This is a genomic window from Mesorhizobium sp. GW821-FHT07A06 (assembly GCF_059419085.1).
Genome location: NZ_JBWKRC010000001.1, coordinates 185124 through 208895, shown reverse-complemented (window position 1 = coordinate 208895; position 23772 = coordinate 185124). Strand labels below are relative to the sequence as shown.

The window sequence follows — 23772 nt, the reverse complement described above, 5'->3', positions numbered from 1 at the left end:
ACCACTTTGTTCGTGGCCTCATGCAATCACATCAGACAGGCACGTTCCAGATTTCTTTCGCGTATTGGCGGATCGTTCGATCGGAAGAGAACCAGCCAACGCGCGCGACATTGCGGATCGCCCGGGCGTACCAGTCCGGGCTGTTGCGCCAGACGGCATCGACCTCGCGCTGGGCAGCGGTGTAGGCATCGAAATCGGCGGCGACCATGAACCAGTCGCTGTCGTAGAGGCCGTTGATGAGATCGCGGTAGCGGTCCGGGTCGTCCGGCGAGAAGACGCCGGAGGATACGGCAGCGACCGCCTGCGCCAGCTCGGGGGAACCCTCGATCACGGCGCGCGGGTTGTAGCCATTGTTGCGCCGCTCGGCGACCTCGGCCGTTGTCAGGCCGAAGATGAAGATGTTGTCGTCGCCGACGCATTCCTTGATCTCGACATTGGCGCCGTCGAGCGTGCCGATGGTCAACGCGCCATTGAGCGCGAACTTCATGTTGCCGGTGCCCGACGCCTCCATGCCGGCGGTCGATATCTGCTCGGACAGGTCGGCGGCCGGCATCATGATTTCGGCCAGGCTGACATTGTAATTCGGCACGAACACCAGCTTCAGCAAACCGCGAACGGCCGGGTCGCGATTGATGACCTTGGCGACGTCATTGGCGAGCTTGATGATCAGCTTGGCGTTGTGGTAGCTGGGCGCCGCCTTGCCTCCGAAAAACTTCACGCGGGGCATCCAGTCACGCTCGGGATGCGAGCGGATCTGGTCGTAAAGCGCAACCGCCTCGAGGATGTTGAGAAGCTGGCGCTTGTATTCATGGATGCGCTTGACCTGGATGTCGAACAGCGCCGACGGATCGACCTTGATGCCGAGCCGGTCGGCGACCAGATTGGCCAGCCGCGCCTTGTTCTGCCGCTTGACGCCCGCGAACTTCTCCCGGAACGCGCTGTCATCGGCAAAGCTGTCGAGCCCCTTGATGGCCTCGATGTCGTCCAAGAACCGGTCGCCGATCGCCTCGCGGGCGAGCGAGGTCAGCCCGGGGTTGCACTGGATCAGCCAGCGCCGCGGCGTGATGCCGTTGGTCTTGTTGTTGATGCGGTCGGGATAGAGCTTGTGCAGGTCGGCGAACACCGTTTCCTTCATCAGCTCGGTGTGCAGCGCCGAGACGCCATTGATGGAGTGCGAGCCGACAAAAGCCAGATTGCCCATGCGCACGCGGCGGTCGCCGTTTTCCTGGATCAGCGAGATGCGGCTGATCTGCTCGCCCGAGAACTGGTTGGTGGCGCGGGCCTCCAGAAGCACCTGCGCGTTGATGGCGTAGACGATCTGCATATGGCGCGGCAAAAGCCGTTCGAACAACGGCACCGGCCAGCTTTCCAGCGCCTCGGGAAGGAGCGTGTGGTTGGTGTAGCCGAAGGTGCGCTTGGTGATGTCCCAGGCCAGGTCGAAGTCCATGCCGTGGACATCCATCAGGAGCCGCATCAGCTCCGGCACCGCGATCGCCGGATGGGTGTCGTTCAAGTGGATCGCCGCCTTGTCGGGCAGCGACTTCAGGTCGCCATATTGGCTCAGATGCCGCTGCGCGATGTCCTGCAGCGAGGCGGTGGAGAAGAAATATTCCTGCCGCAGCCTGAGTTCCTGACCGGCGACGTGGGAATCGGCGGGATAGAGCACGCGGGACAAAGCGTCGGCCTTGTTGCTCTCGGCCAACGCGCCGATGTGGTCGCCGGCATTGAACTTGTCGAGCAGGATCGGATCGACCGGCATGCCCGACCACAGCCGCAGCGTGTTGACGCGGTTTGCCCGCCAGCCGACGACAGGCGTGTCGTAGGCAACAGCCAGGACATGCTCGGTCGGCTTCCAGACATGGCGCTCGAGCCGGCCATCCTTTGACGTGATGGACTCCACCGAGCCACCGAAGCCGACCTCGAAGGAGCGTTCGCGCCGTTCGAATTCCCAGGGGTTGCCGTGATCGAGCCAGGTCTCGGGCAGTTCGACCTGCCAGCCGTCATGGATCTCCTGGCGGAACATGCCGTTGGCGTAGCGGATGCCGTAGCCATGCGCGGGAATGTCGACGGTCGCCATGCTTTCCATGAAGCAGGCGGCGAGCCGGCCAAGGCCGCCATTGCCGAGCGCGGCATCGGGCTCGAGCGCCGCGATGAGGTCGAGGTCGACGCCGAGAGACGACAGCGCCTCGCGCATATTGTCCATCAGGCCGAGATTGGAGAAGGCGTCGCGCATCAGGCGGCCGATGAGGAATTCCAGCGACAGGTAATAGACTCGCTTTTCCTGCTGGTCATAGGCCTCTTTGGTTGCCTGCATCCAGTGATCGACGATCCGGTCGCGCACGACCTTGATCGAGGCGGTCAGCCAATCATATTGCGTCGCGACGGTGGTGTCCTTGCCGACCCTGTATTTGAGGGCCATCAAGACTTCCCTTGCGAGCGTCTTCGGATCTGGATTTTCGAGCAGTGGCGGAAGGGTTTCGGATGTCATCGCGCGCGTCATGCTGCCTCTCGTGCGGTTGCAACGATCATACCGGCTTTCACCATTCATCCCAGCCCATGTTACCGCATCGCAGCATACATTCAATCGATTTAGATGAAGCTCCGCCAGCTTACCCTGCGGCAATTTGACGGTCAGGCGGCCAGCGCGGCCTCCGGAGGCGCCTTCGCGCCGGTCATGAAGGCGACCGCATCGGACATCGTATACTGCTTGGGATCGATGACGGCGAGACGACGACCGAGGCGGTGGATGTGGACACGGTCGGCCACCTCGAAGACATGCGGCATGTTGTGCGAGATCAGAACGATGGGCAGGCCGCGCTTCTTGACGTCGAGGATCAGTTCGAGCACCCGGCGGCTCTCCTTGACGCCAAGGGCGGCCGTCGGTTCGTCCATGATCACAACGCGGCTGCCGAAGGCAGCGGCGCGCGCCACCGCGACGCCTTGGCGCTGGCCGCCCGAGAGCGTCTCCACCGCCTGGCCGATGTTCTGGATGGTCATAAGCCCGAGTTCCGTGAGCTTGTCGCGGGCGCGCTTTTCCATCGCCGGACGGTCGAGCATGCGCAGCCATTGGCCGAGAAAGCCGGGTTTGCGGATCTCGCGGCCGAGGAACATGTTGTCGGCGATCGACAGTGCCGGCGAGAGGGCCAGGTTCTGGTAGACGGTTTCGATGCCGGCTTCGCGGGCTTCCATTGGCGACTTGAAGGCAACGGTTTTGCCTTCAAGCCGTATTTCTCCTTCGTCTGGCACGACGGCGCCTGAAATCGCCTTGATGAGCGATGACTTGCCGGCACCGTTGTCGCCGATGACGGCGAGAATTTCGCCGGGGTAGAGGTCGAAGTCGGCATTGTCGAGGGCGGTGACGCGGCCATAGCGCTTGACCAAGCCACGCGCGGTGAGAATGGGCTCCTGGGTCATGACTATGCCGAAACCTTTCTGATCCATTGGTCGACCGCCACGGCGCCGATGATCAACACGCCGGTGAGCAGCACTTTCCATTGCGGATCGGCGCCCAGCATGTTGAGTCCCATCGAGACGACGCCGACGATCATGGCGCCGAACAGCGTGCCCAGGATCGAGCCGCGCCCGCCGAAGAGGGAGATACCGCCGATCACCGTCGCGGTGATCGCCTGCAGATTGTAGTCGGTGACTGCCGCCGACGGCGAGATCGAACCGTTGCGGCCGATGGAAACCCAGGCGGCGAAAGCGGCGATCAGCCCGGCAAGGGTGTAGACAGTGACCAGCACCTTCTTGGTCTGTATGCCTGACAGCTTGGCCGCCTCCTGGTCGTCGCCGACGGCGTAGACATGGCGGCCCCATGCGGTGTGGTTGAGCACGTACCAGAGGAGCAGCACCAGTGCGACCATGGCGATGACGCCGAGCGTCAGCACCGCGGTTCCGACCTTGAAGCTCAGAGCGAACAGATGCAGCAGCGGCGCCTGGGTGTCGACGTCGGTGTCTCGGATCGTCTCGTTGGCCGAATAGATGAAGTTCGTGGCCATGACGATGTTCCAGGTGCCCAGCGTCACGATGAAAGGCGGCAGCTTCATGTAGGCGACCAGCAGCCCGTTGAGCAGCCCGCAGGCAGCACCGGCGGCAAGGCCGATCGCCACCGCGAGCACGCTCGGCAGGCCGTAGCTGACGGCGCAATTGCCCATGATCACGGCTGAAATCACCATGATGACGCCGATCGACAGGTCGATGCCGGCGGTCAGGATGACCAGTGTCTGCGCGGCACCCAGAATACCGACGATGGCAATCTGCTGCAGGATCAGCGTCAACGTGTAGGACGAGAAGAAGCGCCCGCCAATGGTGATGCCGAAGATGATGATCGACAGGACCAGCACGATCAGCGGCACCGCCGCCGGTGTCGAATGCAGGAAATGCTGGATACGCCTGACGGCCGATTTGTGCTCGTCGAACGCAGCAACGCTGGTGTCGCTGCTCGAGAGAACTTTCTCGAATTCCTGAGCCTGAGACATGTTTCCTCCCCGTAGGGTGTCAGCCACGCGCCAACGCCCGTCCACGCCTTTCCGGTCTATCGCCGGGATTGTTCGCGGTCACGCGAGCCATCGTCCACCCGAAGCGGCCGGGGATCAAGCCCCGACCGCTCGAGTTCGGTAATTACCGGTCAGACCGGCATCAGCCCCAGCACTTGGCGAGGCCTTCCTTGGTGTCGATGGATTTCACGCCCTTGGCCGGCTTGTCGGTCACAAGGTTGACGCCGGTGTCGAAGAAATTCTTTCCTTCGGTCGGCTTCGGCTTGGTTCCATCCTTGGCGAAGGCGGCGATCGCCTCGATGCCGAGTGCTGCCATCTGCAGCGGGTACTGTTGCGACGTAGCGCCGATGACACCCTCCGTCACCGACTTCACACCGGGGCAGCCGCCGTCGACCGAGACGATCAGCACCTGCTTTTCAAGCCCGACGGCCTTGAGCGCCTGGTAGGCGCCGACAGCGGCCGGCTCGTTGATGGTGTGGATGACGTTGATGGTGTTGTCCTTCTGCAGAAGGTTCTCCATCGCCTTGCGGCCGCCCTCCTCGTTGCCGTTGGTGACGTCGTGGCCGACGATGCGCGGATCGGTCTCATCGCCGATCTTGTTGGGATCCTTCACATCGATGCCGTAGCCCATCATGAAGCCCTGGTCGCGCAGCACGTCCACCGTCGGCTGCGACGGCGTCAGGTCGAGGAAGCCGATCTTGGCGTCCTTGGCCTTGTCGCCGAGCGTCGCGGCGGCCCAGGCACCGATCAGCTTGCCGGCTTCCAGATTGTCGGTGGCGAAGGTTGCGTCGGCCGCGTCGATCGGGTCGAGCGGCGTGTCGAGCGCGATCACCAGCAGGCCGGCGTCGCGGGCCTTCTTGACGGTCGGCACGATGCCCTTGGTGTCGGAGGCGGTGATCAGGATACCCTTGGCGCCGTCGGCGATGCAGCTTTCGATCGCCGCCACCTGGCTCTCACTGTCGCCGTCGATCTTGCCGGCATAGGTCTTGAGGTCGACGCCAAGCTCCTTGGCCTTCGCCGTGGCACCTTCCTTCATCTTGACGAAGAAGGGGTTGGTGTCGGTCTTGGTGATCAGGCAGGCGCCGACACCGGCCGCGGATGCGGACGAGGCAAGCGCCATCAGACCCAGGGCAGCCGCGGCAAACACGGTCGATTTCAACAGTTTTGTATTGGTCACGATCTTCCTCCCAGTGGAACCATTCCGGATGCCGGCCAACCGGCATCTACGGCGCATCCAACGAATTTCTCCCAGCGTGGACGCCCCTTCAACAGACACCAGACCGAGGGCTCTGTCAATAATTAAATCACTCTTATTTATTATTGACAGCCTTGCGTCCTTCACTCATTCTGGCCCAAAAGCATTGAGGGGAAACGACGGGAGGAACAGGGTGGAAACCGCCACTGCGAGGCACGGTTCGCCCGAAGCGAATGAGAGCCTGATTCACCGCGGCACCAACCAGAGCGGCATGCGCGACCACAACGAGCGGCTGGTGCTCTCGCTGGTGCGTCAGCATGGCAGCCTGGCGAAATCTGATATCGCGCGCATGACCGGACTGTCGGCACAGACGGTTTCGGTCATCATGCGCGAGCTGGAGGAAGAAGGCCTGCTCGTGCGCCAGGCGCCGCTGCGCGGCAAGATCGGCCAGCCCTCGATACCGATGGCGCTCAATCCGGAGGGCGCCTTTTTCATCGGCCTCAAGATCGGCCGCCGTAGCGCTGAACTGGTGCTGATCGATTTCCTCGGGAATGTGCGCTCGATGCTGCAGCACTCCTATCGCTATCCGGCACCGCGCGAGACGGTGGAATTCGTCACCGATGGCATGAAAAAGATGCGCGGCGAACTGACGCCGGCGCAGGACAAGCGCATTGCCGGGCTCGGCATCGCCATGCCGTTCGAATTGTGGAACTGGGCCGATACCGCCGGCGCGCCGCGCGACGTCATGAACGAATGGCGCCGCCGCGACATCAGGGGCGATATCCAGGCGCAATGCGATTTTCCGGTGTATCTGCAAAACGACGCCACGTCGGCCTGCGGCGCGGAACTCGTCTTCGGCCAGGCGGGCGGCGCGCGTGACTTCGTTTATTTCTACATCGGCGCCTTCGCCGGCGGCGGCATCGTGCTCAACGGCCGGCTGTTCGGCGGCCCGACCGGCAATGCCGGCGCGCTAGGCTCCATGCCGGTGCCGGGGCCGGACGGCAAGCCGACCCAGCTGATCGACGTGGCGTCGATCGCCATGCTGGAAAAGGCGCTCAATGCCCGCGGCGTCGAGGCTTCGCATCTGTGGACGTCACCAGAGGACTGGGGCGAGATCGGCTCCGAACTCGACGACTGGATCGCCAGTGCCTCACGGGCGCTTGCCTATGCCATCGTCGCGGCATCCTCGGTCATCGATTTCGAGGCGGCGGTGATCGACGGCTGGATGCCGCGGGCGGTGCGCCGTCGGCTGGTCAACGCCATTATCGCGGCCATCGCGACAATCGACGGCGAAGGCCTGAAACTGCCCGCGGTTCGCGAGGGAACCGTCGGCATCCATGCCCGGGCGCTCGGCGGCGCCAGCCTGCCGCTGTCCGAACGCTTCCTGATCGGTTCGACGACGATTTCCAGGAGCGCCTGAATGCTGATCGGGATCCCGGCGCTGCTCGGTCCGGAACTTCTGGCGACATTGCGCGCCATGGGCCATGGCGACGAGATCGCCCTGGTCGACGGGAACTATCCGGCACAGGAGCAGGCAAAGCGCCTCGTCCGGGCCGACGGTCATCCGCTCATTCCGGTGCTTGACGCGATCCTGAGCGTCCTGCCGGTGGACGACGCGGTGCCGGAAGCGTTGTTCCGCGCATCCGTGAAAGGCGACCCGTCGCGCGCCGATCCAGTCCATCACGAGATAGAGGCGATCTGCGCCAAACGCGCTCCCGGCCGCAAGGTGGTTGCGCTGGCCGGCGCCGACTTCTATGCACGGGTCAAATCGGCGCATGCCATCGTCGCGACAAGCGAGCCACGGCTTTACGCCAACATCATCATCCGCAAGGGCGTGATCTATCCGCCGGAGACGAGGAAACCATGATCCTTTGCTGCGGCGAAGCCCTGATCGACATGCTGCCGCGCACCACGACGCAGGGCGAACCTGCCTTTGCTCCCTATGTCGGCGGCGCGGTGTTCAACACGGCGATCGCGCTTGGGCGGCTCGGCGCGCCGGCCGGCTTCTTTTCGGGCCTGTCGTCGGATCTTTTCGGCGGCCAGTTCAGGGACGCGCTGGGGGCGAGCAAGGTAAGCTCCACCTACGCCCATACCTCGCCCAGGCCGACGACGCTGGCCTTCGTGAAGCTCACCAACGGCCAGGCGACCTATACCTTCTACGACGAGAACACCGCCGGACGCCTGCTTACCATCGATGACCTGCCGGCGCTTGGCAACGAGATCGAGGCCATGCTGTTCGGCGCCATCAGCCTGATCTCGGAGCCCGCCGGCAGTGCCTATGAAGAGTTCATGCGGCGCGAGCATGCGAGCCGTGTCATGATGCTCGATCCCAACATCCGGCCGAACTTCATCCCGGACAAGGCCAAGCACCTCAGGCGCATCCGGGAGATGATGGCGATGGCCGATATCGTGAAACTGTCGGACGAAGACCTCAACTGGTTCGGCGAAGCGGGTTCGCACGAAGATGTCGTGCGAAACTGGCTTGAGCGCGGTCCCAAGCTGATCGTCGTGACCCATGGCAGCGAAGGCGCCGTCGGTTACACCAAGGACCACGCCGTCACCGTGATGCCGGAAAAGGTCGAGGTGGTCGACACGGTCGGTGCGGGCGACACGTTCAACGCCGGCATCCTCGCCTCGCTGCATGAACAGGGCCTGCTGACGAAGGCGTCCATCGGCGGCCTCACGAAAGACGCGATCCGCAAGGCTCTGGCGCTTGGTGCCAAGGCAGCAGCGGTGACCGTATCACGCGCCGGTGCCAATCCACCGTGGCGGCACGAGATCGCCTGAGCAACGTTCAACATAAGTTGAGCCAGTCGATCACTTTATGTTTCGCAGGACCGATCCTGAGGGCTATAAGAGCCGGATCGCGCCCGACGAGGCCCGGATTTCCGGCATCTGGCCAGTATCCGCCGGCAAGCAGTGGTAACAGACCGCGACAGCCGGGCAATCGGCGGCCCCGACTGTGCGCTTTCTCGGCAGGCGCAACTCTGGTACCAGCGGGCCGTTATCTGGCTAAACCGCCTTGTTAAAAAACGTTTTTGAGGCCGACATGCAGTTCATTGATCTTGGCGCGCAGCGCGAACGCATCCGCGACCGGCTGAAAGCCGCGATCGACCATGTTGTCGAGGACGGCCGCTACATCCTCGGCCCCCAGGTCGCGGAATTCGAGAGGAAGCTCGCCGCCTATGTCGGCACCAAGCATGTCGTGGCCTGCGCCAACGGCACCGATGCGCTGCTGCTGCCGCTGTTCGCGGCCGGCATTGGCCCGGGCGATGCGGTCTTCGTGCCGAGCTTCACCTTCGCCGCCACCGCCGAAGTGGTGGCGCTGGCCAAGGCGGAACCCGTCTTCGTCGATGTCGATCCAGCAACCTACAACATCGACATCGCCAGTCTCGAGGCGGCGATTGCCATGATCAAGAAGGAAGGCCGGCTGAAGCCGAAGGCGATCATCCCGGTCGACCTGTTCGGGCTTGCCGCCGACTACGAGGCCATCATGGCCATTGCCGACCGCGAAGGACTGTTGGTGATCGAGGACGCCGCCCAGTCGATGGGCGGATCGCATGACGGCAAGATGTGCGGTGCCTTCGGCCATGTCGGCTCGACCAGCTTCTACCCGGCCAAGCCGCTTGGCTGCTATGGCGACGGCGGCGCGATGTTCACCAACGATGACGCGCTGGCGGACAAGTTGCGTTCCTTCGCCTTCCACGGCAAGGGCGAGACCCAGTACGACAATGTTCGTGTCGGCATCAATTCGCGGCTCGACACGCTGCAGGCGGCGATCCTCATCGAAAAGCTCGCCATCCTCGAAGAGGAGATGGTCGCGCGCCAGGTGGTGGCAAATCGCTATGCCGAAGGGCTCGGCGACATCGTCACGGCCGCCCGCAATCTCGATGGCAGCCGTTCCGCCTGGGCCCAATACGCGATCGAGACGCCCAAGCGCGACGGTCTGAAGGCGCATCTCGGCGAGAAGGGCATTCCGTCCGTCATCTACTACGTCAAGCCGCTGCATGCCCAGGTCGCCTATCGCGACTACCCGCGCACGCCGACCGGCCTTGCCGTTTCGGAGGACCTGCCGAAGCGCATCCTGTGCCTGCCGATGCACCCCTATCTCAGTGAAGCCGACCAGGACCGGATCATCGAGACGATCCGTAACTATATCGGCTCGAACTCGGCGCAGGCCGCGGCCGAGTAATCGTCGCAAGCATCAGGTTCCGACGCGCATCGCTCGCGGTACCGACGGTCGATTACTCGCAGGCCCCCGCTCGGCATAACTATTCGCGCAATGGCGCGATGCCGACCTTGATCCGATCATCCGCTCTCGGCCGGATGATCGAATGGCTGTGCAGTATGCAAAGGCTCGCCGTGAAGACCAAAGCTCCCAAAACCCATGACAGCCAGATCCGATGGTCGACCGACAACTCGACAACGGCTATGATCAGGCAGCTGCCGGACATGAAATGGGATGGGCCTCTCAGACGACCAATCACCCTCATGATCGCGGCCAGCACCAAAGCATAAGCGGTGATACCGACTACTCCCAGTTCGTACCACAAATCGAATACGACATTATGCGCGCTTGGGAGATCCGTTAGCGCGTAGTATGTGGGGTTCACGACAACGCCGACCGCGTTTCTCATAGTGTTCGCGCCATGGCCAAGAATCGGCTTTTCCGCAATATGGGGTGAAATCATCTGCCAGAGATCAAGCCGCGCGGCAAAGGTTCCAGGGTGGAAAGCCAACAATCCCTTCGTTTCGAGCAAGGTGAACAGCGAGGAGACAACGAACGGCGCAATTAAGGCGAAAACTATATACGCAGCAAAGAAGACGACGAAAGCGCGTTGGCGGAATCTCGCCGGAATGGCGAAAATCACCGCCACGAGGATTATTGCCACATCGACACCTGTCGATTGACCGTACAGCAAGGTCAGCACGGCAAAGACAGCAGCAAGCCCCTTCCAAAGCAGCACCGGTTGGGAAAGGAGTATGGCTGCAAAAAACGCTCCGTAGACCGTAATCTTATGGAGCGTGAAAACATTTCCCACAAATCGTGGATTCTCGGTGCAAAACGCAAAATACAATTCTCGACCCGTCACGGCCAATACGCCGACCAGCAAGCCTGCCAATGACGCTTTCACCAGCCGGCCACGTTGCGCGTTTGGAAGCGTGAGGATGCACTGAAGCAGCAGGATAGCGGCGATCGAATAGCTGAAAACGTCTCTCGCCGCCGCGAGAGAGCGAGCCCTGTCGACTGACCACAGAACGCTCAAGCAGACAAAGAAAGACAAGGCACCGAGAGCTAGCGCAAGGGTTTTTATTCCCTCGTCAAAGCTTGAGCGCGTGGTCCACAGGGAAAGAACTCCGGCGAGAGCGGCGATGAATGCCAAGGCAGTCGGAGACATTTCTATGATGACGAATAAGACAGGAGAGACGGTATAAACGCCGACCAATATCCGGAAAACTATTTCATCTTTATTTTTGGTATATACTGGAAATCCGCCGAAGATAACGGCACGGCATTTTTTGAAAAAGGACATCGAATTACCGACTCAGCAACTGTCGGCACAGGATAAACTACCGACCGGAATTTTTCACCACGGCGCCCGCAAGCGCTGTTGCCGGCTCCAGCCTGCCGCTGGCGATGAAATGCGGGTTGGCGAAATCCTCGTCGTCGGCCTGGTCGCGTTTGCCGTAGGCCAAGGGCTTGCCGTCCAGCGTGCGTGTCATGCCGCCCGCCGCGCGCAGCACCGCGTCGCCCGCCGCCGTGTCCCATTCCATGGTGCGGCCGAAGCGCGGATAGACATCCGCCTCGGCACTCGCCAGAAGGCAGAATTTCAACGAGGACCCGACCGAGACGATCTCGGCGGCGCCGAGGTCGCGGATGTAGGCTTCGGTTTCCGGCGTGTTGTGGGAGCGGCTGGCAACCACGGCCAACGGCACTGCTGCCGTTCTCACTGAAATTGGCCGGCGCGCGACGATCTGGTAATCACCATCGACTTCGAGGCTCTCCGCCCTGCCCGGCAGGCCGGAAAAGAAACGGCCGGTGCAAGGGGCGAAAACGACGCCGACTTCCGGCACGCCATGGCGCACAAGCGCGATGTTGACGGTGAAGTCGGTGCGGCGATTGACGAATTCCTTGGTACCGTCGAGCGGATCGACGAGGAAGAAGGCGTCGCCAAGATCGGGCGGCATGACACCGGCCGCCGCCTCCTCCTCGGCCACGCAGGGAATCTCGGGAAATGCGCCGCGCAGGCCGGCGAGAATGATCTTCTCGCTTTCGCGATCCGCCTCGGTCACCGGCGAGGAGTCTGATTTGCGGTCAACCGCGCAGCCGGCGTGGAACACACGCATGACCTCGCGTCCGGCCGCCAGGGCCAATTGCTCGAAGATATCGAGCATCGACTTGTCGTCAGATACCGCCGCCGTTGTCATATTGGTCTTCGGCAATGTCACGCTCGTTCAGCCAGTGTTCCAGGGCATCTACCATCTCTTCAGCCGATCTGCCGAGCGTCTTTAGATGGATTTCCGGTTTTTCCGGCGCCTCGTAAGGGGAATCGACACCGGTGAAGTTCTTGATCTCGCCGTTCAGCGCCCGGGCATAGAGGCCCTTCGGATCGCGCCTGGCGCACTCCTCGAAAGGCGTGTCGACAAACACCTCGATGAACTCGCCATCGGCCATCAGTTCGCGCGCCATGCGCCGTTCGGCGCTGAACGGCGAAATGAACGAGACAATGACGATCAGCCCGGCATCGGCCATCAGCTTGGCCACCTCGGCCACGCGGCGGATGTTCTCGACCCGGTCGGCATCGGTGAAGCCGAGATCGCGGTTGAGACCGTGACGGACATTGTCGCCGTCCAGGATATAGGTGTGCCGGCCGGTGGCGAACAGCTTCTTCTCGAACAGATTGGCGATGGTCGACTTGCCGGAGCCCGAAAGCCCGGTGAACCAGAACACGGCGGGCCGCTGGTTCTTCATGTCGGCGCGCACGCGCTTGCCGACATCGAGCGACTGCCAGTGGATGTTTTCGGCACGACGCAGCGAGTGCACGATCATGCCGGCGCCGACGGTGGCGTTCGAGATGCGATCGATCAGGATGAAGGCGCCGGTGGTGCGGTTCTCGGCGAAGGGATCGAAGGCGATCGGCGCCCGCGTCGAGATGTTGCAGATGCCGACTTCGTTCATTTCAAGCGACTTGGCCGCTTCATGCGCGAAGTCGTTGACATTGATACGGTATTTCAGGTCGGTGACGGTAGCGCTGGTCTGGTCGGTTTCGGTACGCAGGATGTAGGACCGGCCCGGCAGCAGCGCATGCTCGTCAAACCAGACGATGTTGGCGGCGAACTGATCGGCAACCTGCGGCCTGGCGGCCGGCGAAACCAGCATGTTGCCTCTGGAGACCTCGACCTCATCGTCAAGAACGAGCGTGATGGCCTGGCCTGCCACCGCCTGTTTGAGATCGCCGCCATGGGCGACGATGCGTTTGACATGCGAGGACTTGCCGGATTTGGCGACCACCACCTCGTCGCCTGGCGCAATGGCGCCGGACGCGATCGTGCCGGCAAAGCCGCGGAAGTCGAGATTGGGGCGGTTGACGTACTGCACCGGAAAACGGAACGGCTGCTCGACAGCCGCCTCTTCGACCGAAACGGTCTCGAGGTGCTCGATCAGCGTCGGGCCGGCATACCATTGCATGTTGTCAGAGCGGACGCTGACATTATCGCCGTAGCGGGCCGACATCGGGATCGGCACGATGGTCTGGAAACCGAGAGCACGCGAGAATTGTCCGTAGTCTTCGACGATCCGGTCGAAAACCGCCTGGTCGAAATCGACGAGATCGATCTTGTTGACAGCCAGCACGATGTGGCGGATGCCGAGCAGCGAAGCGATTATCGAATGGCGCCTTGTCTGGCGCAGCACCCCTTGCCTTGCATCGATCAGCACGATCGCCAGGTCGGCGGTCGAGGCGCCCGTCGCCATGTTTCGGGTATACTGTTCGTGGCCGGGCGTGTCGGCGACGATGAACTTGCGCTTCGGCGTGGCAAAGAAGCGGTAGGCGACGTCGATGGTGATGCCTTGCTCGCGCTCGGCCTCGAGGCCGTCCACCAGCAGCGCGAAATCGATGTCGTCGCCAGTGGTGCCGTGCTTGCGCGAATCGCGCTCGAGCGCGGCGAGCTGGTCCTCGAAGATCTGCTTGGTGTCGGACAACAAGCGTCCGATCAGCGTCGACTTACCGTCATCGACCGAACCGCAGGTCAGGAAGCGCAGCAGCGACTTCTTCTCCTGCGCGGCGAGGTAATCGCGGACGCTATCTGTGGGAGCAAGGCTTTTTGCCATGATATGACGCATGGTCAGAAATACCCCTCGCGCTTCTTCTTTTCCATCGAGCCTGCCTCATCACGGTCGATCAAGCGACCTTGTCGTTCAGAGGTGCGCGCGGTCAGCATCTCGCCAACGATGGCTTCAAGGGTGTCGGCATCGGATTCGATCGCGCCAGTGAGCGGATAGCAGCCCAAGGTGCGGAACCGGACCAGCCGGTTCTCGACCGTCTCGCCGGGACGCAGTTTCATGCGGTCGTCGTCCTTGAGGATCAGCATGCCGTCGCGTTCCACCACCGGCCGTTCCTTGGCGAAATAGAGCGGCACGATCGGGATGTTCTCCTGCAGGATGTACTGCCAGATATCGAGTTCGGTCCAGTTCGACAGCGGGAAGACGCGGATCGATTCGCCCGATGCGATGCGAGTGTTGAATATCTTCCACATTTCGGGGCGCTGGTTCTTCGGATCCCACACATGCTGGGCATTGCGGAACGAAAATATGCGCTCCTTGGCGCGCGACTTCTCCTCGTCGCGGCGGGCGCCGCCAAAGGCGGCATCGAAACCGTATTTGTCGAGCGCCTGGCGCAGCGCCACGGTTTTCATCACATGGGTATGGGTGTTCGAGCCGTGGTCGAACGGATTGATGTTGTCGCGCACGCCGTCTTCGTTGACATGGACCAGCAGGTCGAATCCGAGTTTTTGTGCCATCTGATCGCGAAAAGCGATCATTTCGCGGAATTTCCAGGTGGTGTCGACGTGAAGAAATGGAAATGGCGGCTTGGCGGGATAGAACGCCTTCATCGCCAGATGCATCAGCACGGATGAATCCTTGCCGACCGAATAGAGCATGACCGGCTTGGTGAAGGCGGCCGCAACCTCGCGGAATATGTGGATGGACTCGGCTTCAAGCCGCTGCAGATGCGTAAGCGCTATGGTCATGGACTGTGAGCGTTCTCTCGTGCCTTGACAGAAGACCTTGCGTCAAATCATCGAGCGTTTTGCGCCCGGTTCAAGCTTCGCTTCTGGACAAAGTGTTTTCGTGCGGGCGTTCTAGCAGATCGGCGCACGGCAGAACAATGCAAGACGAGCCAGGCAGCGGTCAGTTCGAGAATGAATTTTCCATGCTTGCGCCAGAACCCGGAAATTTCTGTTCGCAGGGCCTCCAATCGAGAAAAGGCAGGGAAAATATTGCTCGTGAGAATGTGACGGCAAACGCTTCCGGAACCCTTTCCCAATCGACGGCCGCCGGTCGCCGATTTTCGGTGACAAGCAGCCCCGCCGCACTATCGAAAAGACAGCTCAGCCGCTATACAAGCCTCTGGAAGCGGGCAAGATGCATCATGAGGCATGGGCGATTTCGAGGCGAGCACATTCGGTTCCGCTAAACGGGATGTGCCGCATAAAGCTACTCGAGAATAGCGAGCCCGAAACTTGGACCGGCTTTCGTCTGTAAGACAGCAATTCACGCCTTCGCGGATCAATATCTACTTTTCCATCGTTTGCTTCTTTTTTCCCCCGGTTCTGGGGTCGGCGGTCAGCTTTGTGTTCAATGGTGGTGGCCTGTGGTCCATCCTGTTGATCGCATTCAGGAAAAGACGCTTCAATACCGACCCGGCGATGATGATGCTGACGATCGCGATCTATACCTATTGCGCGGCCAATCTCGTGGCCTCCATCGTCAACAACGCGATCGCCAGGGACGCGTCGCACCTGATTCCGCTCGTCACCTTCCTGTTTTTCCCCATCTCCTATTCGACCTGGAGCATTACACGGAAAACAACGCTTGTGCGCATCATCGTGCTGAGCAGCATGGCGGCCTGCTTTGTGGCGCTGTTTCTGGCGGTCTTCCAGCAGTATTGGCTTGGCAAGCGCGCCGAGGGCGGAGCCGGGAACGCAATCGTGTTCGCGGAGGTCCTGTGCCTTGGAGTGATGGTCTGTGTGGCCGGTGCCCTGTCGGGCATCGAGCGAGGCCGGATGGCCCTCGTCTTCGCGGCACTCGGCGGGACGATCGCCATCATCTACTCCCAAACGCGCATCATCTGGCTGGCACTGCTGATCGCCGGCATCGCCGTTCTGCTGATCAACCAGCAGAAACTGAGGGGGAGAAATGCCGTGCGCCTGCTGTTGCTGTTGCTGGCAGTCGGCGCCGTGGTCGCTGCTGTCGGCTTCCAGACCATATCCGGGCGGGTCGAGTTTCTGCGCTCCGACTGGGATGCGCTCGCCACCCATGGCGACCACACGACACCCCTGGGATTGCGGGCCGCTCTATGGGATATCGGCCTCAAGGCGTTTCATGAGATGCCATTGTTCGGCCATGGAGTCGGTGCCACCCAGACCTTGATAAAGCAGGGCTTCCAGGATCAGTTCGGCATGGACGCCGGCTTCAGTCATTTCCACAACGGCTTTCTGACCGCCCTGGTGCAGGCGGGAATACTGGGCGCCGTGGCGCTGGCGGCGATCTTCGTGGTTGCCGCCAGGAATGCCGCCCTGGTGCTGCGCAACAGCACGGATCCCATCGAGCGGTTCGGCGCTACCATGATCGTCATCCTTCTGATCACCTATCTAACCGCAGGGATGACGGGCATCCTGATCGGCCATGACATTCTGGATTCGGTGCTGATGGTGTTCCTGGTGTCGGGAACCTATCTTGCCTCTGGGCGTCAGGCACCGTTGGCAAAGGACCGGGCACTTTCGCCTGCGACGGAAAAACAAATTCTTCCGCCGACGATGGAAGAGCAGGCGCTTCCATCCGCCATCCAATAGCTGTTCCGGGCAAAGGTCATGAAAGTTCTGGTGACGGGCGCGACGGGCTACATCGGCCGTCAGGTGGTTCACCGGCTCCGCGAGGCAGGTGTCGAGCTTCGCCTCGCGTCCCGCCATCCCGAGAGGCTTGGTTCGGGACATGACGCCATGCGCATGCCCGGTTTCGATGCGCCGACCGCCGCCTTCCTGGCGCTTACCAGGGATGTCACGCATGTCGTCCACTGCGCGGGCCTGAACAACGATGAAGGCAACGCCACCGAAGCCGATTTCCGGGCGGCCAATGCGGAATTGAGCGCGCGGCTGGCACAGGCCGCCGCCGAGCAAGCAAGCGGACGCTTCATCCAGTTCTCCTCGATCCGGGCCGTGATCGGCGCGCGCGTCAGCGCAACGATCAACGAAGACACGATCCCCGATCCGCAATGCGCCTATGGGCGCTCGAAGCGCGAAGCCGAAATCAGGGTGCTGGACGCCTATGCGTCGCATGGCCGTTCCGACGGCACCGTATTGCGGCTGCCTCCAGTCTATGGAAGCGGCATGAAGGGAAACCTGGCAACGCTGATGCGCCTGGCCGACACGGCCCTGCCGCTGCCGACCGGTGCCCTGACGGCAACCCGCTCCCTGCTGTCATCGCAATCAGCGCCGGGAGCGATATGTCATCTGCTCGGCCGTTCGGGATCGCTACGCCCGATCTACATTGCCAGCGATGTGCCGCCGGTTTCGATCGCTGACATTGTGGGCGCCTTTCGCAGCGGTTTTGGACGGCCGAGGCGCCTGATGACCGTGCCGGCCGCGCCGTTGCGGGCATCCGCGATCCTCTTGGGCAAGCGGATATTCTGGGACAGCATGACCGCGACGCAGATATGCGACCCTGCCCTGCTCGTATCCGAGGGCTGGCTGCCGGAAACCGGCACGCTGGAACGACTGGTCGAGATGACGCGGTTCGCAAACGCTCAATCGCCTCCGTTGCGATAGAGCGTTCCAAACAGGATACGAAGGTCAAGCCAGAATGACGCCGCCCTGAGATAGGCGGCATCCGTTTCGGCCAGGAGGCGCGGGTTCGACATGTCGATGCCCCTGATCTGGGCCATGCCCGTTATGCCTGGAAGTGCTGTCAAAACCCCCAGCCGCCTGCGGTACTCGATCAATTCCGTCTGTGTCGGCAGGCAGGGACGCGGCCCGACCAGGCTCATCTCGCCTTTCAGGACATTCCAGAATTGCGGCAGTTCATCGAGCTTGAACTTCCGCAAGGTCCTTCCGACAGCAGTCACGGCATTCGCCGGCGCTTCATGCGAGGGCAAGGACGGCGTCCCCTGCACCATAGTCCTCAACTTGTGGCAGCGAAACAACGCGCCGTCACGACCGACCCGTGTCTGGGAAAAAATTGCTGGACCGGGTGACGATGCCCGCACGGCAAGCACGGCGAGCAATAGAACAGGAGATGTGGCCACCAGCAGCAGGGTCGCGCCGGCAAGATCGAAGATTTTCTTGGCTGCCTTCATGAATGGTCGATCGTGCTCCCTGCCAAAAGCCCCGCGGGACAACACCGCTGATGAAGCCGTCATCCGGTCGACCTAGCACGTGGTCGCCTCTCGACCAAGCGCACCGCGCGGCCATTCAGGTTCAGGACATTTGGGGGTGCCGTTTGGTCCCGGCAAAAAGCTGGTGGACATAGCTTTTGCGTTAGCGCCGACCAGATCTCAAGATTCAAAGATCGCCCGGCAACAGATTAAGTCGCCTGCCCAGCCGTTTTCGGGATTGCCCGCTGGTCCGTGCTCCCCCGCGCCTTCTTGGCGCGGTCGAGACCCGCCAGCACGGCGAGCGAAGCGGCCTTGCCCTGGTTCTTCACCGATTGCTGAAGCGCGGCAAGTGCGACCTGGACGTCCGACCACTCCACAACGTCCGTGCTCAAGCCAAAAATCTTCGAAATGCCGAGTTCGACGAGTTCCTCGTCTTCACCATGCAGCGTTTCATGGAGCTTCTCGCCAGGCCTGATGCCGGTAAAGCGGATTGGGATGTCCGTGTACGGGCTCTTTCCCGACATGCGGATCATCGTTTCGGCAACTTCGAGGATCGGCACCGGCTTGCCCATGTCGAGCATGTAGACGGCATAATCTTCGCCGCTTGGCCGCGATGCGGCATCGGCCGCCGACATGATGACGAGATCGACGGCTTCGGCCACTGTCATGAAGTAGCGCGTCATACGCCGGTCGGTGATCGTGACGGGTCCGCCGGCCTCGATCTGCGACTGGAATATGGTCGCCACGGAACCGTTGCTGCCAAAGACGTTGCCGAAACGGACGGCGATGAACTTGGTGGCGGGGCGGCGCCCACCAGGATCGCTCGGGGGTGTCCCATGCAAGGCGCTGACGATCTGTTCGGCAGCCCGCTTCGTTATGCCAAGCACGGACGACGGATCCACGGCCTTGTCGCTCGACACCAGGACAAACTGCGCCACTCCGCATCTGGCGGCAACCTCTGCGCAGACGAGTGTACCGAAAACATTGGTCTGGATGGCCGAGTCCCAATTCTCCTCGAGCAGCGGAACGTGCTTCAGCGCCGCCGCATGGAAGATGATATCCGGTTTGAATTCCGAGACGACGCGCGTTATCTGGCGCCGATCGGCGACATCGGCGATGCGGACCTTGAGGCGGTCATGGTGCTGCTCGTCAATATATTGGCTCAACTGGAAGATGCCGAACTCGGAATTGTCGGCAACCAGGACCGCGTCGGCCCCAAGCTCCAGCGACCGTTTGACGAGGGTTCGACCGATGGAACCGGCACCACCCGTCACCAGAACACGCTTACCACCGACGAAGGCGCTGATGCGTTTGACATCGGACGGCACCGTCGAGCGACGCAGGATCGTTTCCATCTCGACAGCGTCGAGAACGAGCTTTCCCTCCTGCCCCAGTTGCGAAAGCCCCGAGAACTGCACGACCGCTATGTCGCCATGCCGGGCGACCCGAACGAGTTCGGAATACTCTTCGATCTCATGCTCGGCACCGCTGCCGAAAATAAGCAGGTCGAGACTTGCCGTCCCCTTTGCGTATTCCTCCAGCGCCTCGACCAAGCGGGGGCGAATGGCCACGACGGGCACGCCCTGGATACGGGTACCCTCGGGAGCCCCGTTTTCGATCGCCAAGATTCCGACGATGGAATACTCCGCCGGCTGGGCTGTGCGGGTGAAACGGATGATTACGTCGGCCTCGCTCAACTTGCCGACGAACATCGCCCGCTTGATCGAGGTCTTGCCGGTGCCGCGGCTCAAGATGCGCCAACTCGCACCGTCGCGAAGGAACCGATAGAAAATCCGGGGCGCGGAGATGATGGTGAAAGAAACCAGGAAAAAGACAATAAACTGGCGCTCGTTAAGGCCCGCCACAGGCTGAAAGGAACGGACAACGAGCGAAACGCAATAAAGCGTGACAGTCAAAATTGCGCAACTCTTCAAGATATTGAAGAAATCCGGCGTCGAGGCGAAACGCCACACGGTGTTGTAAAGGCCGCAATATCTAAACAGCAGGTGGCTGAGAACAATGATGCTCGCCCAGCAAGCAAAACCCGCTGAGGAAAAGGCTTCGAACGACAGTCTCGATTGCGATAACGTCAGGCTGAGCGCCACCGCGATCAGGACCATCACGATATCCAGAACCATGATGATAGCGCGACGCACCTTCGGTCGAAGTCCGGATACGGCTTCTATATGGGATGTCATCAGGCAGTACTGAACTCCGGGCGTGAGAACTTCAACACTAGTACGGAGCCAGATCGAATACCATTCGTCACCGGCCACCTGTTATTAGCGCCAAATCCTCGGCCCCCGCCTTCTCTATCGCATAGCGTGGACTTGAGGCCATCGCCAGAGATTTTTTCACAGGCGGTTTGATTAGGACCGCGCATATCGATCAGGACCGTTTGCAACAGCAAGTGCAAAAGTAGCTCCCGCTTATACAAATCACGTGGCTCCCGGACCGATACGCACCAAGTGTCGTCTAAATCATTGCCAACGCACTATTTTGAAGATCACAAGGGAAACGCTGGACTGCTGGCCAAGCGATTTTCGGTTGACAGAGGAGCCTACTGCAATATGACGGCCTTTCCTTCACCAGCCAAAGCGAAGTGATGAAATTTGGATCGAGTGGCCTTCGAGGCCTGGCTTCGGAACTGGTCGGGAAGCCGAGTGGACTTTATACCGAGGCTTTCGCCTGGCGCCTGGCCGCCGGCGGGTGCCAGCCGAAAGCCAGGGTCCTGGTAGGCCGCGACCTACGCGACAGCAGTCCCACCATTGCCGCCAACTGCATGGCGGCACTGGCGGCAAGCGGACTTCAACCGATCGATTGCGGCGCCATTCCGACACCGGCCTTGGCGCTCTATGGCCTGCAGCATGGCATGGCGGCGCTCATGGTGACGGGTTCGCATATTCCCGCCGACCGCAACGGCATCAAATTCTACAGCCCGCATGGCGAGATCAGCAAAGCCGATGAAGCCGCCATCGCACAGTATGCCGCTGAAAAGTCGGATTCCTATCGCTCGCCGCCGTCTGCAGAAACCGCATTTCCGACACACCATGATGAGGCGATGGCCGCCTATCGCGCACGCGCCGAGGATATATTGAAGCCCGGCTCCCTTTCGGGGTTGAGGATCGGCGTCTATCAGCACAGCTCGGTCGCGGCGGATCTCCTGGTCGAGATTCTCCGATCCTTCGGCGCCTGCGTGACGCCTGTCGGGAAATCCGACACTTTCGTGCCCGTTGACACAGAAGCTGTGAGCCCCGCCACAATTGCAAAGTTCAGGGCTTGGACGCGAGAATTCAAACTCGATGCCATCGTGTCGACGGATGCCGATGCCGATCGTCCACTCGTCACCGACGAGAACGGCGATCTGTTTCGCGGCGACCTGATTGGCCTCGCCGTAGCCTTGTATTTGCGGGCAGATGTTGTCGTGACGCCGGTAACGTCCAATTCAGGCATTTCGAAAACCTTCGGTTTTGAGGTGCTGAGGACGAAGGTCGGGTCTCCGTTCGTCATCGAAGCCATGGAAGCTTCATACCGCACCGGCGGCATCGTCCTTGGCTTTGAGGCCAATGGCGGCGTGCTCCTTGGGTCGGACTGCTCGCTGCACGGGAGAACATTGACGGCACTGCCGACGCGAGATGCGATGCTCCCGATCCTTGCCGTCCTTGGCACGGTTGCGTCGACAGGAAAAAAGGTGTCGCATCTGCGCGAACTCTGGAAGCTCCCGGTGTGCGCGAGCGAGCGCCTTGAGAACTTCCCGGTGGAAAGTTCGAGCGGCCTGATGCTTCGGCTCGCCGACCGGGAACAATTGCAGCGATTTCTGGCCCCTTTCGGGACTGTCGCCGAAGTCGATGAGACCGATGGCCTCAGGACACGAATGGCGAATGGCGAGATCATCCATTTGCGGCCGTCCGGCAACGCGCCGGAACTGCGGTGCTATTCGGAGGCTGCAAACCAGGACAGAGCGGAAGCGATCGTGGCGCTTACGCTTGAAAGGGCGCGGGCAATCACATCCACAGACGAAACAGAGGTCGTTTAATGAAAGTGGTTCCCGTCATCATCAGCGGGGGAGCCGGATCGCGGCTATGGCCTGCCTCGAGGCAATCGCACCCCAAGCCTTTCCTCAAAGTGGCGGACGGACATTCTCTTATTCAGCACACCGTGTTGCGCGCGGCCTCGATCGAGGGCGTCGTGGAACTCGTTGCGGTGACATCAGGGGACCACCTCTTCCTGACCAAGGACGACTTCGACGAACTGGACTCGGTCGTGCTGCCACGCACATTTCTGCTTGAGCCGGAAGGCCGGGATACGGCCGCTGCCGTTGCCGCCGCCACGGTCCACGCCAAGGCGACGCAGGGACCTGACGCAATCCTTTGCGTCTTTCCCGCGGATCACATGATTGGCAATCTGCCTGCGTTTCTGAATGTCATGGGCCGGGCCATCGACTACGCGAAGCTGGGCCGAATCGCGACCCTGGGCATAAACCCAACCAGGCCGGACACCGCATTCGGTTATATCGAGGCCGACGGCGAAAAAGTTGTCCGCTTCGTTGAAAAGCCAGACCTCGAGACCGCTCAAGCCTATCTCGCATCCAAGCGTTTCTTCTGGAACGCCGGCATCTTCTGCTTCAGCGCCCAAACCATGCTCAATGAAATGGCCTTGCATTGTCCCGCGGTCATCGAGGCGGTTTCCAGAAGCTATGAGAACGCCCGTTTCAGCGACGGCGAAGGCTTTGCCAAAATCGAACTCGCGCCCGAGCATTTCGGCTCGGCTCCGCGGATCTCTCTCGACCACGCGGTCATGGAGAAGGCCGGCAATCTTGCCGTGATACCCTGCGACATGGATTGGAACGACATCGGATCCTGGAACGCGATGGCCGAATTGATCGCCCCCGACGAAAACGGAAACAGGATACGCGGCGATATTCACATGATCGGCACCGCAGGCAGCTATATCAGCTCCGACAGGCGGGTCATCGGCACCGTCGGCGTCAACGACCTGATAATCGTCGATTCCCCGGATGCGTTGCTTGTCGCATCCCGCGACCGCGTTCAGGACGTCAAAAAGCTGTTCGAGGGTCTCAAGGCTTCCGGACATGGGGCGCATCTCCTTCACAGCACGGTACACCGACCCTGGGGTACCTATACGGTTCTGGAGGAAGGCGAGCGATTCAAGATCAAACGCATCGAGGTGAAGCCTGGCAGGCGTTTGAGCCTGCAAATGCATTACCATCGTTCGGAGCACTGGGTCGTGGTCAGCGGCTCCGCGAAAATCGTCAATGGCGACCAGGAATTGTTCCTGGCAACAAACGAATCAACCTACATCCCCTGCGGCCATAAGCATCGGCTGGAAAACCCCGGTAGAATTGACCTGGTGATCATTGAAGTGCAAAGCGGCGATTATCTCGGCGAAGATGATATCGTGCGCTTCGATGACGTATATGGTCGCGCCTGACAATCCCCCGGCTCGCGATGCTTGGCGAGCAACCACC

At 61.3% G+C, this 23772-nt stretch carries 18 protein-coding genes; 8 read left to right on the top strand and 10 right to left on the bottom strand.

The genetic code is table 11. The features are described 5' to 3' along the window. Nucleotides 1-31: 31 nt before the first annotated feature. The 4 genes from AC07SZ_RS01010 to AC07SZ_RS00995 all read right to left on the bottom strand — a co-directional run bounded on the left by AC07SZ_RS01010 (nucleotide 32) and on the right by AC07SZ_RS00995 (nucleotide 5616). A complete protein-coding gene (locus tag AC07SZ_RS01010; protein WP_056563737.1) occupies nucleotides 32-2500 on the bottom strand; it encodes a glycogen/starch/alpha-glucan phosphorylase in 2469 nt (822 codons plus the stop codon). 131 nt (nucleotides 2501-2631) lie between these two features. Continuing rightward, entirely contained in the window at nucleotides 2632-3441 is an 810-nt protein-coding gene (locus tag AC07SZ_RS01005) for an ATP-binding cassette domain-containing protein (protein ID WP_244493895.1), read from the bottom strand. After that, nucleotides 3417-4478 (bottom strand): ABC transporter permease, encoded by a 1062-nt coding sequence (locus AC07SZ_RS01000; protein WP_494913019.1) that lies wholly within the window; start codon nucleotides 4476-4478, stop codon nucleotides 3417-3419. Before AC07SZ_RS01000 ends, AC07SZ_RS01005 begins: the two co-directional genes overlap by 25 nt. Nucleotides 4479-4638: 160 nt before the next feature. After that, nucleotides 4639-5616 (bottom strand): sugar ABC transporter substrate-binding protein, encoded by a 978-nt coding sequence (locus AC07SZ_RS00995; RefSeq protein ID WP_413814113.1) that lies wholly within the window; start codon nucleotides 5614-5616, stop codon nucleotides 4639-4641. A 268-nt stretch (nucleotides 5617-5884) separates the two neighbouring features. On the opposite strand from AC07SZ_RS00995, the gene AC07SZ_RS00990 reads away from it, so the two are divergent. The 4 genes from AC07SZ_RS00990 (at nucleotide 5885) to AC07SZ_RS00975 (ending at nucleotide 9883) form a co-directional block, all read left to right on the top strand. After that, the gene (locus AC07SZ_RS00990) at nucleotides 5885-7111 is read left to right on the top strand and encodes an ROK family transcriptional regulator (protein ID WP_056563746.1); all 1227 of its coding nucleotides are present in this window, start codon (nucleotides 5885-5887) and stop codon (nucleotides 7109-7111) included. Continuing rightward, on the top strand, nucleotides 7112-7558 hold the full coding sequence (locus AC07SZ_RS00985; protein ID WP_494913018.1) for an RbsD/FucU family protein: 447 nt from the start codon (nucleotides 7112-7114) through the stop codon (nucleotides 7556-7558). It begins immediately after the preceding gene. After that, entirely contained in the window at nucleotides 7555-8478 is a 924-nt protein-coding gene (locus tag AC07SZ_RS00980) for a carbohydrate kinase family protein (RefSeq protein ID WP_172374155.1), read from the top strand. Before AC07SZ_RS00985 ends, AC07SZ_RS00980 begins: the two co-directional genes overlap by 4 nt. Before the next feature lie 262 nt (nucleotides 8479-8740). Next, nucleotides 8741-9883 (top strand): DegT/DnrJ/EryC1/StrS family aminotransferase, encoded by a 1143-nt coding sequence (locus tag AC07SZ_RS00975; protein ID WP_494913017.1) that lies wholly within the window; start codon nucleotides 8741-8743, stop codon nucleotides 9881-9883. 79 nt (nucleotides 9884-9962) lie between these two features. Here AC07SZ_RS00975 and AC07SZ_RS00970 read toward each other — a convergent pair whose 3' ends face one another. From AC07SZ_RS00970 to cysD, 4 genes are read right to left on the bottom strand one after another with little or no spacing between them, the layout of a single operon-like run. Further along, on the bottom strand, nucleotides 9963-11225 hold the full coding sequence (locus AC07SZ_RS00970) for an O-antigen ligase family protein (RefSeq protein ID WP_494913016.1): 1263 nt from the start codon (nucleotides 11223-11225) through the stop codon (nucleotides 9963-9965). A gap of 37 nt (nucleotides 11226-11262) precedes the next feature. Beyond that, nucleotides 11263-12087 carry a 3'(2'),5'-bisphosphate nucleotidase CysQ gene (gene cysQ / locus AC07SZ_RS00965; RefSeq protein WP_056565615.1) on the bottom strand — a complete coding sequence of 275 codons (825 nt, stop codon included), beginning with the start codon at nucleotides 12085-12087 and terminating at the stop codon, nucleotides 11263-11265. 10 nt (nucleotides 12088-12097) lie between these two features. Then, complete coding sequence (gene cysN, locus AC07SZ_RS00960) at nucleotides 12098-14035, bottom strand: sulfate adenylyltransferase subunit CysN (protein WP_056563759.1); 1938 nt, start codon at nucleotides 14033-14035, stop codon at nucleotides 12098-12100. Between the two features lie 2 nt (nucleotides 14036-14037). Beyond that, a complete protein-coding gene (gene cysD / locus AC07SZ_RS00955; RefSeq protein WP_056563762.1) occupies nucleotides 14038-14943 on the bottom strand; it encodes a sulfate adenylyltransferase subunit CysD in 906 nt (301 codons plus the stop codon). 492 nt (nucleotides 14944-15435) lie between these two features. Here cysD and AC07SZ_RS00950 point away from each other — a divergent pair, with 492 nt between their 5' ends. Next, the gene (locus AC07SZ_RS00950; protein WP_172374158.1) at nucleotides 15436-16767 is read left to right on the top strand and encodes an O-antigen ligase family protein; all 1332 of its coding nucleotides are present in this window, start codon (nucleotides 15436-15438) and stop codon (nucleotides 16765-16767) included. A gap of 18 nt (nucleotides 16768-16785) precedes the next feature. After that, complete coding sequence (locus AC07SZ_RS00945; RefSeq protein WP_494913015.1) at nucleotides 16786-17739, top strand: NAD-dependent epimerase/dehydratase family protein; 954 nt, start codon at nucleotides 16786-16788, stop codon at nucleotides 17737-17739. On the opposite strand, the gene AC07SZ_RS00940 is transcribed toward AC07SZ_RS00945, so the two are convergent. Together AC07SZ_RS00940 and AC07SZ_RS00935 are read right to left on the bottom strand one after the other, a co-directional pair. Beyond that, nucleotides 17718-18266, bottom strand: coding sequence for a sugar transferase (locus tag AC07SZ_RS00940; protein WP_056563769.1), 549 nt, complete (start codon nucleotides 18264-18266; stop codon nucleotides 17718-17720). The two genes, AC07SZ_RS00945 and AC07SZ_RS00940, sit on opposite strands and share 22 nt — an antisense overlap. Before the next feature lie 227 nt (nucleotides 18267-18493). Further along, complete coding sequence (locus tag AC07SZ_RS00935; RefSeq protein ID WP_056563772.1) at nucleotides 18494-20482, bottom strand: nucleoside-diphosphate sugar epimerase/dehydratase; 1989 nt, start codon at nucleotides 20480-20482, stop codon at nucleotides 18494-18496. 407 nt (nucleotides 20483-20889) lie between these two features. Between AC07SZ_RS00935 and AC07SZ_RS00930 the strand changes: the two genes are divergently transcribed. Both AC07SZ_RS00930 and AC07SZ_RS00925 read left to right on the top strand, forming a co-directional pair. Then, entirely contained in the window at nucleotides 20890-22320 is a 1431-nt protein-coding gene (locus AC07SZ_RS00930; protein WP_494913014.1) for a phosphomannomutase, read from the top strand. Further along, entirely contained in the window at nucleotides 22320-23735 is a 1416-nt protein-coding gene (locus AC07SZ_RS00925; protein ID WP_056563778.1) for a mannose-1-phosphate guanylyltransferase/mannose-6-phosphate isomerase, read from the top strand. The genes AC07SZ_RS00930 and AC07SZ_RS00925 overlap by 1 nt, the downstream gene beginning before the upstream one ends. Nucleotides 23736-23772: the final 37 nt, after the last annotated feature.